Here is a 13,911-nt window from a genome sequence, read left to right as displayed (position 1 = left end):
GCGGAACTGGCATCAAACGAATGAGGTGGTGTCCGGTTTAGCGGGGGCAACTACAGCAGCTACCTGTGGTGGGAAATGATGCAGAAGAACCTGCCACCAAACGAGGTGTTCCAGGAATACACCAACCGCATGGAAAGCCGGCCGGCCGCCAAACGGGCCAATCAGTTGGATGATGAACTGGTGGAGCGGATGAACGCGGCGACCGCCTGAGCAACACCACACCATCCACGGTTCGCCAGCGGTCCGTGGATGGCGTGGCTCCGATCAAATACCAACCTACGACCTTCACTTGATCTACCGCCGCAGCCATAGCATTCTCTGGCAGGAAACCGCCATCAACCCGTTCAAGGGGCCAACCCATGCACCTGCCCTTCTGGCTGACCACTACCGGCCTGTCGCCCCTGCTGATCTACCAGGGTCGGAACGTCCGTCGTAACATCGTCCGGCTTCCCGAGGCCGGGGGCGACCCTTTCGGGCAGTATGGTGAGGGATCGCCGGACCGGCGGTTACTGGTGCTTGGTGAATCCACGGCAGCTGGTGTGGGTGTCCAACGCCATGACCAGGGCCTGGCCAGCCAGCTTGCCCGGCTGCTGCACGAGCGCAGTGGTGAAACCATTGCCTGGCACACCTATGGCATCAACGGTGCGACCCTGACCGAACTGATGGAGAACCTGCCGCTGGAAACCCTGCCGCAGGCGGATGTGGTGCTGTTAAGCATGGGCGTCAACGATACCACCGGTTTCACACCCCGTAGCCGCTTCCGCCGGCAGTTACTGGCACTACGGGAAGCGCTGAAACCCCGTTACCCGGTACCTATCCAGTTACTCAGCGTGCCGCCCATGCACCTGTTCACGGCGCTGCCGTCACCCCTTCGCCAAGTGGTGGGCTGGCGGGCGAGACAGCTGGATACTGTCTACCAAATACTGGCCAGGAAACAGCCAGAGGACTTCGCTTACCTGCCCTATGAAACGGTGACCGATACGTCGCTACTGGCCGAAGATGGCTACCATCCGGGGGAAACAGGCTACCGGCTAATGGCCGAGTCCATCGCCGATCAACTCAACTGAGGCTCCACCCACTGTCACTCGGGTAGTTATCCGTCAACGGGCTGGACAGTTGCCACCCTTCAAAAGATCGGAGACGATCAGTTCGTCTACCGATCAACAAGGGAGCAAACAATGATAAGGACATTAGCTGGCAAACGCCTGGACGCTGCCGAACGGGAGCTGGGTGAATCCCATGACTACATGCGCCACATCCTGAACACGTCCCTGCGGGCTTTCCTTCGATTCGCCAAGATCTTTCCCATTTCCGACTACCGTCGCGGCCTGCCTGCCGACGCCTACCATGTGGCCCGTATCGTGGCGGCCCGGGACGAGGACTGCGGTACCTGCGTGCAGGTGGAGGTGAATCTGGGCATTCGTAGCAAGGTAGAGCCTGGGATCCTTCAGGCGGTGATTGATCGCAGGCCCGACCAGCTCCCCGCCAATCTCCGTACTGTCTATGAGTTCGTCGAGGTCCTGATGGAAAAGACCGGGGCCGACAATGAATTGCGGGAATCAGTAAGACAGGAATACGGAGAGGAGGGGCTGGTGGAACTGGCCCTGGCCATCGGCGCCAGCCGCTTTCTCCCCTCGGTCAAACGGACCCTGGGCTATGGAACCGCCTGTTCGTTGGTTGAGGTGAAGGTGCCTGACTAACGTAAGGGGCTTGCCAACAGCCATCACCGGACCGGACGACACCGCAGGAACTGGCCATCTATCAATGACCGGGCCAGCCCCCGTGCTAAACCGAAAAGGGTGTCAGCCCCGGACCCTTGCGGTGACTTCGATCTCCAGCTTCATGGCGTCATCCAGCAGGCCGGCCACAAACATGGTGGCGGCGGGGCGGGATTCGCCCAGGTACTTCTGGAAGACGGGCCAGCAGGGCTCGAAGTCGGCCCTGTCCGGGAAGATGTAGTGGATGCGCACCACATCGGCGAAGCTGCTGCCCGCCTGATCCAGCACCTTGCCGATGTTGCGGAAGCACTGCTCGGCCTGTTCCACCGCATCGTCAGAGATGGTCATGGTGTCGTAGTTGAAGCCGGTGGTGCCGGACACGTACACATAGTCCCCATCAACGACAGCGCGGGAATAGCCGATTCTGGACTCAAATTCAGAACCGCTGGAAATCAGTGTTCGACTCACGGTGGAAATCCTTTCAACAGAGGAAAAAAGCCGGACAACCCGGACAGGCGATTCTAGTCCATCGTCCAGGTTTCGAAAATCCTGTAGCCAGCCGGAGTCAAACGCCCAACCGGTCCCGTAGCGCGTAATACCACGCCCCGACGGCGGTGAACGGCACCCGTAACAGGCGCCCACCGGGGAACGGGTAGTGAGGCAGACTGGCGAAGGCGTCGAAGCGGTCTGCCTGTCCCTGGATCGCCAGCGCCAGGGCCTTGCCCGCCACATGGGTAAAGGTAACGCCATGGCCTGAGCAGCCCTGGGAATAGAACACGTTGTCGTGCAGTCGGCCCATCTGGGGCAGCCGTGACAGGGTGAGCAGGAAGTTGCCGGTCCAGGCGTAGTCCACTTTCACATCGGCCAGCTCCGGGAAAGTCCTGAGCATATTGGGCCGGATCAGCCGCTCGATATTGGCCGGGTCGCGTGCGCCGTAGACCACACCGCCGCCATAGATCAGCCGCTGGTCACCGGACAGGCGGAAGTAGTCCAGCAGGTAGTTGCAGTCCTCGACGCAGTTGTCTTGCGGGAGCAGTTGACTGGCCAGGGCTTCGTCCAGGGGTTCGGTGGCGATGATCTGGGAGCCGCAGGGCATGGACTTGGCGCCCAGCTCCGGTACCAGGCCGCCCAGATAGGCATTGCCCGCCAGCACCACGAAGCGGGCACTCACTTGCCCGGTCGCGGTCCGCACGGTGGCAGGCTGGCCGTAACTTATCCCGGTTACCTGGGAATGCTCATGGATAACGCCACCCAAAGACTCCAGCGCCGCGGCTTCTCCCAGGGCCAGGTTCAGCGGGTGGATATGGCCGCCCGAATGATCGATGGCGCCACCCACATACCGGTCAGTGCCCACCCGGGCACGGATGCCCTCCCGGTCCAGCAGTTCCAGCTGGTCATGGCCGAATCGGCGCCACAGGGCCTGCTGTGACTCCAGGTGCTTCTGCTGACGGGGGTTCAGGGCCGCGAAGATGCCACCGCCCTTCAGGTCGCAGGCAATGCCGTAATCCCGCACCCGCTGGCGGATGATCTGGCCACCCTCGAACGCCATCTCCGCAAGCAGGCGCAAGTGGTCCGGTGTGGTCTGACGCTCGATGGCGTCCAGGTCGCGACTGAAACTGTTGACGATCTGGCCGCCATTGCGGCCGGACGCCCCCCAGCCCACCGTTGCTGCCTCCAGTACAACCACCCTGAAGCCCGCTTCCGCCAGGAACAGGGCCGTGGACAGGCCGGTATAACCGGCACCCACCACACAGACATCCGCCTCGATCCGGCCCTGGAATGGCGGGCGTTGCGGCGCAGGATTGGCGGAGGCGGCGTAATAGGAAGGAACCGGCGGAAAGTGGGTCATGGATCAGCGCCAACAAGGTCGATATTGCGGCAAGTCTAAGACAGCACCGGGCGGGCGGGAAGACACGTTCTTCTACCTATAGCGGGACCTGTAAGGAAGCCCGATAGTTCGCCTGATAATGGCCAATTCCCTGCCTGCGAGGCTCCCATGTCCCAAACCTCAACACCCACCACCCGCGACCAGTGGCAACGACGGGCGGACCAGCTCGTTTTCGAGGGTCGCGCCTACATCAACGGCGCCTACCAGTGGGCTGTCGATGGCGAGACCTTCCCCTGCGTCAGTCCGGTGGATGGCCGGAAACTGGGGCAGGTGGCCAGCTGCCACGACGCCGATGCGGAACAGGCGATCATTGCCGCCCGCAAGGCGTTCGAGGGTGGCATGTGGAGCCGACTGGCACCGGCCGAACGCAAGCGGGTACTGCTCCGCTTTGCCGATCTGATTGAAGCCAACGGCGACGAACTGGCGCTGCTGGAAACCCTTGACATGGGCAAGCCCATCGCCCACGCCCGTACCGTGGATGTGCCAGCCACCGCCCGGGCCATCCGCTGGACCGCCGAGGCCATCGACAAGGTCTATGGTGAGCTGGCCACCACCCCCCATGACCAGATCGGGATGATCTCCCGGGAGCCGGTGGGCGTGGTCGCTGCAATCGTGCCCTGGAACTTCCCCATGATTATGGCCGCCTGGAAAATTGCCCCGGCCCTGGCCACCGGGAATTCGGCGATCCTCAAGCCGTCGGAGAAGTCGCCCCTCACCGCCATTCGTCTCGCGGCCCTGGCAGAGGAAGCCGGCATTCCGCCGGGCGTCTTTAACGTGCTGCCCGGCTTCGGCCATACGGTGGGCAAGGCCCTGGCCCTGCATATGGACGTGGACTGCCTGGTATTCACCGGCTCCACCAACGTGGCCAGGCAACTGATGATCTACGCCGGCCAGTCCAACATGAAGCGGGTGTGGCTGGAGGCGGGCGGCAAGAGCCCCAACATTGTCTTCGCCGACGCCCCGGACCTGAAGAAGGCCGCCGCCGAGGCCGCCAGCGCCATCGCCTTCAACCAGGGTGAGGTGTGTACCGCCGGCAGCCGACTGCTGGTGGAGGAGAGTATCCGCAGCGAGTTCATCGGGCTGGTGTGCGACGCCCTGAAAGCCTGGCGCCCCGGCCATCCACTGGATCCTGCCACCACCTGCGGCGCCATTGTGGACCAGGCCCAGTTGGACCGTATTATCGAGTACATCACCATCGGCCAGTCCGAAGGTGCAAGGCTGGTGCACGGTGGCCAACGGGTGCTGGAGGAGAGCGGCGGCCTGTTCGTCGAGCCCACGGTGTTTGACGGCGTGCTGAACCCGATGCGCATCGCCTCGGAGGAAATCTTCGGGCCGGTGCTGTCGGTGATCGGGTTCAGTACCGCCGAAGAAGCCATTGCCATTGCCAACGACTCCATCTACGGCCTGGCAGCGGCAGTGTGGACAGCCAACCTCAGCACCGCCCACAAGGTGGCCAAAGCGTTGCGGGCGGGTAGCGTGTGGATCAATCACTACGACGGTGGCGACATGACCGCACCGTTTGGTGGCTTCAAGCAATCCGGCAACGGGCGTGACAAATCCCTCCACGCCTTCGACAAGTACACCGAACTGAAGGCTACCTGGATCGCCCTGGATTAGTCTCCGGTAGATACGAAAACGGCGCCCCCGTGGCGCCGTTTATCTTTATGATCGAACCATCGTCAAACCGTGTGCAGGTACCAGAGGTATTCCAGGTCCGAGATGGTCATCTCGAACTCCGTCAGCTCATGCTCCTTACAGGCCACGAACACATCCAGGAAGTCGCGGCCCAGATACTCCTCCATCACCGGTGACTGACCCAGTTCCCGCAAGGCATCCCGCAGGTTGTTCACCAGGCTGGCCTCGTGCTGTTCATGGGCGTTGCCCACCGTCATGGGCGGCGGTTCGATCCGGTTGGTGATGCCGTAATGGATGCCCGCCAGCACCGCCGCCATCAGCAGGTAAGGGTTGGCGTCGGCGCCAGCCACCCGGTGCTCGATGCGCAGGGCCTCCGGATCGCCGCCAGGCAGGCGCAGGGACGCGGTGCGATTGTCCACGCCCCAGGTGGGCGCGCTGGGCACATAGTACTCCGGGCTGAAGCGGCGGTAAGAGTTGATGTTGGGGCAGAACAGTGCCATGGCGTCGTTCATGGTGGCCACCAGCCCACCCACAGCCCAGCGCAACAGGTCGTTGGGCTGCTCGGCATCGCCGGCGAAAACGTTCTTGCCGTTCTGGTCCACCAGGCTCACGTGCAGGTGCATGCCACTGCCCGCCTGGTGGTGGTAGGGCTTGGCCATGAAGGTGGTGTCCATCTCATGGTCGTAGGCCATGTTCTTGATCAGGCGCTTGAGCAGGGTGGCATGATCGCAGGCCCGCACTGCGTCGTCCACGTAGTGCAGGTTCACCTCGAACTGACCGGGGGCGGATTCCGCCACCAGCGCATCCGCCGGCAGTTCCTGCTCATGGGCCGCATCCAGCACATCCGCCAGGAATTCCGCATATTCGTCCAGATCGTCGATGGAGTAGGCCTGGGTGCCCGCCGGGCGCTTGCCGGAGATGGGTGACTTGGGCGGCTGGGGCCGGCCCGCCAGGTTCTCCTGATCGATCAGGTAGAACTCCATCTCATAGGCCGCCACCGGGGTCAGCCCCAGGCTCTCGAAGCGTTTGACGATGTTCTGCAGCACCACCCGGGGGTCCGCGAAGAAGGGTGTCTCCCGGTCCAGCTCGAACATCGTCAGCAGCAACTGGGCGGTGGGCCGCTTCTGCCAGGGTTCCATGGTCAGGGTGTCTTTGATGGGCAGGCAGACCCGGTCCGCCTCGCCGATGTCCAGACCGAGGCCGGTTTCCTCCACCGTGGTGCCCTGGATATTAAGCGCAAAAATGGACGCTGGCAGGGCAATGCCCCGTTCGAAGACCCTGGCCAGGGTCGACGGATCCACCCGCTTGCCACGGACAATGCCATTGATATCCGGAATCAGCAGGTCGACAAACTGCAGCTCGGGATGCGTCTGAAGGAAGGCGTCGACGCTCGCTGGACCAGAACCCATAGGAAAGCCTTTCGGAACTCACACTCAACCCGTGCAGAAGGGCCGGCACAGGCGTGTCTCAGCGTCCTTTATCCTGCTTTCCGGTCACTTTTGCAAGATACGCATATGCCGTAGCGGCGGACATGTGAAATCGCTGGCGCAGGGGGTCGGCCCATGCTAGAAATTGCGCAATTCCTGACCAGCCCGAGCGGCGCTGGCATCGTCGCCTCAAGGAGGCATCCATTGAGTACTCCGAACACCCCCTGCTACCCGCTGATCGGCATCAGTACCTGCAGTCAGCAGTCCGACGGTGAGCACCCGATCTTCACCTTCGGCGAGAAGTACAGCCGCGCCGTCAGCGAGGGCGCCGGCGGCATACCGGTCGCCATCCCGGCCCTGGGGGCAGGATTGCGGCTGCAACAGCTGGTGGATCGCCTTGACGGCCTCCTGCTCACCGGTTCGCCCTCCAATATTGAACCCCACCATTACCGGGACGAAGGCAGCGAACCGGGCACAGCCCACGACCCCAAACGGGATGCCACCACCCTGCCCCTGATCCGGGCCGCAGTGGCTGCCGGCGTGCCCATCCTGGGCATCTGCCGGGGCTTCCAGGAAATGAACGTGGCCCTGGGTGGCACCCTGTACCAGAAACTCCACACCACCGGACGCTTCCGGGAGCACCGGGAGGACAAACACATACCGCTGGCTGAACGCTACGCCACCGGCCACGACATCCGCATCCTGCCGGAGGGTCGTCTGGCCCGGATCTGGCCCCGATCGGACTCAGTCTATGTGAACTCCCTGCACGAACAGGGCGTCCGTGACCTGGCCCCGGGCCTGCGGGTGGAGGCTGTTGCCGAGGATGGCCTGGTGGAGGCATTCTCCCTCACCGACGCGAAGGCGTTCACCCTGGCGGTCCAGTGGCACCCGGAATGGCAGTGGCATCCCTGCCATGATGTGGGGGATTTTCCCTTCTACCGGGCGCTTCTGGCCGCGTTCGGCGAGGCCTGTGCACAGCGGGCCCGGGCCCGTGGCCCCTCACAGGAAGCGAAAGGCATGGCGTCTTTGCCGTGACATCGTTCGGATAAGCACAAATCACCATGCCGGGTGTTAAATTTTTGATAGCGCCCTGCAAAAACTCGTGATACATATCGCGCGAATACGGACGGTTCCCGCCGCCGTTTCCAGGACAAGCCTCAAAGGAGTCTCGGGCGACTATCCAGCCGCCGGAAGGCCACCCTCAGCAGACCTGCACAACACTGCGCGCTCCCGGCGCGTTTTGCATTAATCCCTTTTCAGTGAGGGACAACACCCATGTTGAAGTTGTGTAAGCCCGCGGCCCTGGCGGCCGCCATTGCTGTCTCCCTTGGCTCGTCTGTCGCCCTGGCGGCTGGCGAGGTTCGTGTCTACAACTGGTCGGACTACATCGCCGAGGATACCCTGGCAAAGTTCACCGAAGAGACCGGCATCAAGGTCATCTACGACGTCTACGACAGTAACGAGATCCTGGAAGCCGCCCTGCTGTCCGGCCGTTCCGGCTATGACCTGGTGGTGCCGTCCAACCATTACGTGGCCAAGCAGATCTCTGCCCAGGCCTTCGTGCCCCTGGATCACGGCAAGCTGCCGAACATGACCCACCTGAACCCGGACCTGATGAAGCAGCTGGAAAAGGTCGACCCAGGCAGCCAGTACGCCATTCCCTACCTGTGGGGCACCAATGGCTATGGCTATAACGAGGCCCGCATCCAGCAGATCCTGGGTGACGACGCCCCCACCGACTCCTGGGCCCTGGTGTTCGACCCGGAAGTGACCGGCAAGCTGGCCGCCGGTGGCTGTGGCATCGCCATGCTGGATTCCGGTGAGGAAATGGTGCGTGCCGCCATGGCCTATATCGGCCTGGACCCGAACAGCAACAACGCGGACGACATCAGGAAGGGTGGCGAGGTGATCAAGGCAGCCCGCCCGAACATCACCTACTTCCACTCGTCCCGTTACATTGCCGACCTGGCCAATGGTGACCTGTGCGTGGCGGCCGGCTATTCCGGCGACATCCTGCAGGCTGCAGCCCGTGCCGAGGAAGCCGACAACGGCAACGTGATCCTGTACACCATCCCCAAGGAAGGCGCGGTGCTGTGGTTTGACATGATGACCATCCCCGCCGGCGCCCCCAACGTGGACAACGCCCACAAGCTGATGAACTTCCTGATGCGTCCGGAGATCATCGCCGACATCACCAACTACGTGTGGTACGCCAATCCCAACAGCGCTGCCAGTGAGTTTGTCGATGAAGAGATCCTCAGCGACACCAGCATCTATCCCACCGACGAGGTGATGAAGAAGCTGTATCTGATGGAAGGCCGGCCCCAGGACGCCCAGCGCCTGATGACCCGTACCTGGACCAGCGTGAAGTCTGGTCGCTGACGGTGACAGTAGAAAACAGCACCTCCGCGCAAGCGGAGGTGTTACTCAGCATCAAGGGTATTTCCAAGAGCTTCGACAGCACCCTGGCGGTGGACAACGTCAGCCTGGACATCCACCGGGGCGAGATCTTCGCCCTGCTGGGTGGCTCCGGCTCTGGCAAGTCAACATTGCTGCGCATGCTGGCAGGCTTTGAAAAACCCAACGCCGGTCGTATCGTGCTGGACGGTCAGGACATTACCGACCTGTCCCCCTACCTGCGGCCCACCAACATGATGTTCCAGAGCTATGCCCTGTTCCCCCATATGACGGTGGAGCAGAACATTGCCCTGGGCCTGAAGCAGGACCGGCTGCCGACGGCCGACATCCGCGACCGGGTGGCCGCCATGCTCAGGCTGGTGAAGATGGAATCCTATGCCAAGCGCAAACCCCACCAGCTGTCCGGCGGCCAGCAGCAGCGCGTGGCCCTGGCCCGTTCCCTGGCGAAGCGACCGAAACTGCTGTTGCTGGACGAGCCCATGGGTGCCCTGGACAAGAAACTGCGCACCGAGATGCAACTGGAGCTGGTGGACATCCTGGAGAAGGTCGGCGCCACCTGCCTGATGGTGACCCACGACCAGGAGGAGGCCATGACCATGGCCAGCCGCATCGCCATCATGTCCCATGGCCGCATTGCCCAGGTGGGCTCGCCCATTGATATCTACGAGAGCCCCAACAGCCGCATGACGGCGGAGTTCATCGGCTCGGTGAATATCTTCGAGGCCAATATCCGTGAGGACGAGGCGGATAGCATCACCCTGACCAGCGAGCTGCTGGACACACCAGTGTTCATCGACCGGGGCGTCACCACGCCCGCGGAAACCACCGACACCCTGGTGGCCCTGCGCCCGGAGAAGATCTACCTGACCACGAACAAGCCGGAAGGCGACAGCAACTGGAGCCAGGGCACCGTGGACAACATCGCCTACCTGGGGGACATCACCTCCTATTACGTGAAGCTGGCCAGCGGCAAGCGGATACAGGCCACCATGGCCAACGTTGAGCGCCGTGGCGAGCGGCCCACATGGGGTGATCAGGTCTTCGTGTCCTGGGAAGCCTCCAGCCCCATATTGCTGTGGAACTGAACCAGTGAATCCTAAACTGATGTCCACGCCCGCCATGGAGCGTGTCCGTGCCGTGCTGCTGCACCGCCGCGTGGTGTTCGGCATCCCCTTCGCCTGGCTGCTGCTGTTCTTCCTGATGCCCTTCGCGCTGGTACTGAAAATCAGCTTCTCCAGCGCGGTGATGGCGATTCCGCCCTATGAGCCGGTGGTGCAGTGGGCGAACGATACCTTCTCCATCGTGCTCAACGTCGGCAACTACCTGTTCCTTGCGTCAGACAGCCTGTACATCGCCGCCTACTGGGGCTCGGTGAAGACCGCCTTCCTGGCCACCGTGTTCTGCCTGCTGATCGGCTACCCCATGGCCTACGCCATCGCCCGGGCACCGGGACACTGGCAACTGGTGTTCCTGCTGATGGTCATGCTGCCGTCATGGACCTCATTCCTGATCCGGGTCTACGCCTGGATGGGCATCCTGGGTAACCAGGGACTGCTGAACAGTTTCCTGCTGTGGCTGGGGGTGATCAGCGAGCCGTTACGGATGCTCAACACCAACTTCGCGGTGGTGCTGGGCATTGTCTACGCCTACCTGCCGTTCATGGTGCTGCCCATCTACACCAACCTGGTGAAGCTGGACGTGCGCCTGCTGGAGGCGGCCTCGGACCTGGGCTGCCGCAGCCTGACCACCTTCTGGCGCATCACCCTGCCCCTGTCCAGGGCCGGCATCCTCGCCGGGGCCATGCTGGTGTTCATCCCGGCGGTGGGTGAGTTCGTGATTCCGGAACTGCTGGGCGGGCCCGATACCCTGATGATCGGCAAGGTACTGTGGGAGGAGTTCTTCAATAACCGCGACTGGCCGGTGGCCTCGGCGCTGGCGATCGTGATGCTGGCCCTGCTGTTGGTACCCATCGTGCTGTTTCACCGCTTCCAGGCCCGGGAGATGGAAAAGCATGGGTAAGGTGAGCTTCTCGAAAGCCATGCTGGTGCTGGGCCTGCTGTTCCTGTACCTGCCCATGGTGGTGCTGGTGGTCTACTCGTTCAACGCCTCGCGGCTGGTGTCGGTGTGGGCCGGGTTTTCCACCCAATGGTATGGCGAACTGTTCCGGGACCAGCAGATCCTGTCCGCCGTGTGGATGAGCCTGCGCATTGCCTTCTACTCCGCCAGTATGGCGGTGTGCCTGGGCACCCTGTGCGCCTTCGTGATCACCCGGTTCCAGCGGATGCGTGGCCGCACCCTGCTGTCCAGCATGATCACCGCACCGCTGGTCATGCCGGAGGTGATCACCGGCCTGTCGCTGTTGCTGCTGTTCGTGCAGATGGCCCAGCTCATCGGCTGGCCGGCAGACCGGGGCATGGCCACCATCTGGATCGCCCACACCACCTTCTGCAGTGCCTATGTGGCGGTTGTGGTGAGTGCCCGCCTGCGGGAAGTGGACCGTTCCATTGAGGAAGCGGCCATGGACCTGGGCTGCACACCCCTGAAGACGTTCTTCCTCATCACCCTGCCGGTGATCGCCCCGGCCCTGGTGTCCGGCTGGCTGCTGGCCTTCACCCTGTCCCTGGACGACCTGGTGATCGCCAGCTTCGTGTCCGGCCCCGGCGCCACCACCCTGCCCATGGTGGTGTTCTCGTCGGTGCGCATGGGGGTATCCCCCAAGATCAATGCCCTGGCCACGATCATTATCCTGGCGGTATCGGTGATCGCATTTCTGGCCTGGTGGTGGATGCGGCGGGCGGAGAAGCGGCGGCTCTCACCCAATCAATAACCCCTGGCCCCCGGAGACGGGGCCTACTCCTTCCCGAAACAATGCTCCAGGGAATAGAAATAGGCGTCGATCACCCGCTCCGACTCCTTCTCCATATCAAAGGTCTCCGGAATCAGCAGCCAGGTGTAGATCAGGCCGGTGAGCTGCACATGGAGGTGCACCACCGCCCGGTCCACGTCCAGGTTCCCGGGTAGCTGGTCGCGCTCGATGGCATTGCGGAGCACCATGGCCATGCGCTCGGACGCTTCCAGGAAGTTTTCCCGGCGGCGGCTGCCCAGGGGCTCGTTCTCCTCGGTAAGCTCACTCTTCAGGAACACGATCTCGAACACCCGCCGCCGGCGGGGATCGCGGGCGATCTCCTGGGTCAGGTAGAGCAGGAACTCCCGGAACCGGCCCAGGGGATCGCTCTCGTCCGGATCCTCCATCAGTGCCTTGAGCATTTCCAGTGGCAGTTTCTGGCGATCCATCATCGCCTCGAACACATCGTGCTTGTTCTTGAAATGCCAGTAGATGGCCCCCCGCGTGACGCCTGCTTCCGCCGCGATGTCATTGAGTGACGTGCGCGACACACCCTTGCGATAGAACACCACCTCAGCCGCTTCAATCAGCTGCTCCCGGGTTTTCTGGGCGTCTTCTTTGGTGCGTCTGGCCATGGGTGCTCCTGTAAATAACGCGTAAGGGCAGTAAATGTCACTATACATACATTCATGAATGTATGTATCATCGTGTTTACCGTTATACCTTGTTGTGCCTTGTGCGCCGGGGAGCCCCGCCATGGACCCCGGCGCCTTTTTATTGGATAGAGGTCACTACCCATGCGCCATTCTACGCAATCCCTGCTCCTGTTGCTGATTGCTTCTGTTCTGCTGTCCGCCTGTGGCCAGCAGCAAGCCGGTTCCGCCCAGGCCGCCGGTCAGCAGCCACCGCCCCAGGCCGGCTTTATCACCGTTGAAGAGAAGCCGTTTACCCTGGTCAATGAACTGCCCGGTCGCACCTCCCCCTATCAGGTGGCCGAAGTCCGCCCCCAGGTCACCGGCCTGATCGAGGAACGCCTGTTCGAGGAAGGGGAAACCGTGGAAGCGGGCCAGGCCCTGTACCGGATCGATGCCAAGCGTTACCAGGCGGCCCTGGCCAGTGCCCAGGCGGAACTGGCCAACGCCCGCGCCAATCGGGACAAGGCGCGCCTGACCGCCAACCGCTATGAATCGCTGATCGGCAACGGCGCCATCAGCCAGCAGACCCTGGATGAGGCCCGCGCCACCCTCAGCGCCGGCAACGCCCAGGTGGCCGCCGCCGAGGCCGCCGTGGAGAGCGCCCGTATCGACCTGGACTACACCACCATCCGTGCCCCCATTGACGGCCGCATCGGTCGCTCGTCGGTCACCGCCGGGGCCCTGGTCACCGCCAACCAGACCACGGCGCTGGCCACCATCCGCCAGCTCGACCCGATCTATGTGGACCTCACCCAGTCCTACGAGGAACTGAGCCGCCTGCGATCGGCTATGGCCAGCGGCCAGCTGGAAACCGTGGGCGAGGGCAAGGCGTCGGTATCCCTGGCCCAGCAGGACGGCACCGCCTATCCCCACGAGGGCACCCTGCAGTTCTCGGAATTCGCCGTGGGCGAGGCCACCGGCTCGGTCACCCTGCGGGCCCTGGTACCGAACCCGGACGGTGCCCTGCTGCCGGGTATGTTTGTCCGTGCCCGCCTGCCCCAGGCGGAACGTGATAACGCCATCCTGGTGCCCCAGAAAGGCATCTCCCGGGAGCCCAGTGGCCAGGCCACCGCCCTGGTGATCAACGAGGACAGCACCGTGGAGAAGCGCAAGGTCACCACCGAGAAGGCGGTCGGCAATCAGTGGCTGATCAGCGAGGGTCTCAGGGACGGGGATCGCCTGATCGTTGATGGCCTGCAGAAGGTCCAGGCCGGCAGCCCGGTCACACCGGTGGATGTGAACGACGGGTCGGCAGCAGACGCAACCGACAACGGGCAGGGCTGAC

At 63.0% G+C, this 13,911-nt stretch carries 14 protein-coding genes; 10 read left to right on the top strand and 4 right to left on the bottom strand.

What is annotated here, in order from left to right:
* Window positions 1–75 precede the first annotated feature (75 nt).
* The 3 genes from RO069_RS18025 to RO069_RS18015 all read left to right on the top strand — a co-directional run bounded on the left by RO069_RS18025 (window position 76) and on the right by RO069_RS18015 (window position 1,700).
* The gene (locus tag RO069_RS18025; RefSeq protein ID WP_328189463.1) at window positions 76–210 is read left to right on the top strand and encodes a hypothetical protein; all 135 of its coding nucleotides are present in this window, start codon (window positions 76–78) and stop codon (window positions 208–210) included.
* Window positions 211–359: 149 nt separating this feature from the next.
* Window positions 360–1,067 carry an SGNH/GDSL hydrolase family protein gene (locus RO069_RS18020; RefSeq protein WP_328189462.1) on the top strand — a complete coding sequence of 236 codons (708 nt, stop codon included), beginning with the start codon at window positions 360–362 and terminating at the stop codon, window positions 1,065–1,067.
* A gap of 111 nt (window positions 1,068–1,178) precedes the next feature.
* Complete coding sequence (locus RO069_RS18015) at window positions 1,179–1,700, top strand: hypothetical protein (protein ID WP_328189461.1); 522 nt, start codon at window positions 1,179–1,181, stop codon at window positions 1,698–1,700.
* Between the two features lie 102 nt (window positions 1,701–1,802).
* Here the strand turns inward: RO069_RS18015 and RO069_RS18010 are convergent, their stop codons facing one another.
* Complete coding sequence (locus RO069_RS18010; protein WP_328189460.1) at window positions 1,803–2,186, bottom strand: RidA family protein; 384 nt, start codon at window positions 2,184–2,186, stop codon at window positions 1,803–1,805.
* 97 nt (window positions 2,187–2,283) lie between these two features.
* On the bottom strand, window positions 2,284–3,567 hold the full coding sequence (locus tag RO069_RS18005) for an NAD(P)/FAD-dependent oxidoreductase (protein ID WP_328189459.1): 1,284 nt from the start codon (window positions 3,565–3,567) through the stop codon (window positions 2,284–2,286).
* A 147-nt stretch (window positions 3,568–3,714) separates the two neighbouring features.
* Between RO069_RS18005 and RO069_RS18000 the strand changes: the two genes are divergently transcribed.
* The gene (locus RO069_RS18000) at window positions 3,715–5,223 is read left to right on the top strand and encodes an aldehyde dehydrogenase (protein WP_328189458.1); all 1,509 of its coding nucleotides are present in this window, start codon (window positions 3,715–3,717) and stop codon (window positions 5,221–5,223) included.
* Window positions 5,224–5,285: 62 nt separating this feature from the next.
* Here the strand turns inward: RO069_RS18000 and RO069_RS17995 are convergent, their stop codons facing one another.
* Window positions 5,286–6,650, bottom strand: a complete 1,365-nt coding sequence (locus tag RO069_RS17995) for a glutamine synthetase family protein (RefSeq protein WP_328189457.1) — start codon at window positions 6,648–6,650, stop codon at window positions 5,286–5,288.
* A gap of 222 nt (window positions 6,651–6,872) precedes the next feature.
* Here RO069_RS17995 and RO069_RS17990 point away from each other — a divergent pair, with 222 nt between their 5' ends.
* The 5 genes from RO069_RS17990 (at window position 6,873) to RO069_RS17970 (ending at window position 11,913) form a co-directional block, all read left to right on the top strand.
* Window positions 6,873–7,703 carry a gamma-glutamyl-gamma-aminobutyrate hydrolase family protein gene (locus RO069_RS17990; RefSeq protein ID WP_328189456.1) on the top strand — a complete coding sequence of 277 codons (831 nt, stop codon included), beginning with the start codon at window positions 6,873–6,875 and terminating at the stop codon, window positions 7,701–7,703.
* A gap of 240 nt (window positions 7,704–7,943) precedes the next feature.
* The gene (locus RO069_RS17985; protein WP_328189455.1) at window positions 7,944–9,050 is read left to right on the top strand and encodes a polyamine ABC transporter substrate-binding protein; all 1,107 of its coding nucleotides are present in this window, start codon (window positions 7,944–7,946) and stop codon (window positions 9,048–9,050) included.
* Between the two features lie 2 nt (window positions 9,051–9,052).
* Window positions 9,053–10,171 (top strand): polyamine ABC transporter ATP-binding protein, encoded by a 1,119-nt coding sequence (potA, locus tag RO069_RS17980; RefSeq protein WP_328189454.1) that lies wholly within the window; start codon window positions 9,053–9,055, stop codon window positions 10,169–10,171.
* A gap of 34 nt (window positions 10,172–10,205) precedes the next feature.
* Window positions 10,206–11,105 (top strand): ABC transporter permease subunit, encoded by a 900-nt coding sequence (locus RO069_RS17975; RefSeq protein WP_328189464.1) that lies wholly within the window; start codon window positions 10,206–10,208, stop codon window positions 11,103–11,105.
* Window positions 11,098–11,913 (top strand): ABC transporter permease subunit, encoded by an 816-nt coding sequence (locus tag RO069_RS17970; RefSeq protein ID WP_328189453.1) that lies wholly within the window; start codon window positions 11,098–11,100, stop codon window positions 11,911–11,913. The genes RO069_RS17975 and RO069_RS17970 overlap by 8 nt, the downstream gene beginning before the upstream one ends.
* 23 nt (window positions 11,914–11,936) lie before the next feature.
* Here the strand turns inward: RO069_RS17970 and RO069_RS17965 are convergent, their stop codons facing one another.
* Entirely contained in the window at window positions 11,937–12,566 is a 630-nt protein-coding gene (locus RO069_RS17965) for a TetR family transcriptional regulator (protein WP_328189452.1), read from the bottom strand.
* Window positions 12,567–12,728: 162 nt separating this feature from the next.
* Between RO069_RS17965 and RO069_RS17960 the strand changes: the two genes are divergently transcribed.
* Window positions 12,729–13,910 carry an efflux RND transporter periplasmic adaptor subunit gene (locus RO069_RS17960; protein WP_328189451.1) on the top strand — a complete coding sequence of 394 codons (1,182 nt, stop codon included), beginning with the start codon at window positions 12,729–12,731 and terminating at the stop codon, window positions 13,908–13,910.
* The last annotated feature ends 1 nt before the right edge of the window (window position 13,911 follow it).

Source organism: Marinobacter sp. OP 3.4, from assembly GCF_036224885.1.
Taxonomy (GTDB): domain Bacteria; phylum Pseudomonadota; class Gammaproteobacteria; order Pseudomonadales; family Oleiphilaceae; genus Marinobacter.
Note: the sequence above shows the minus strand (reverse complement) of the source record. Positions and strands in the feature narration are given on the sequence as shown.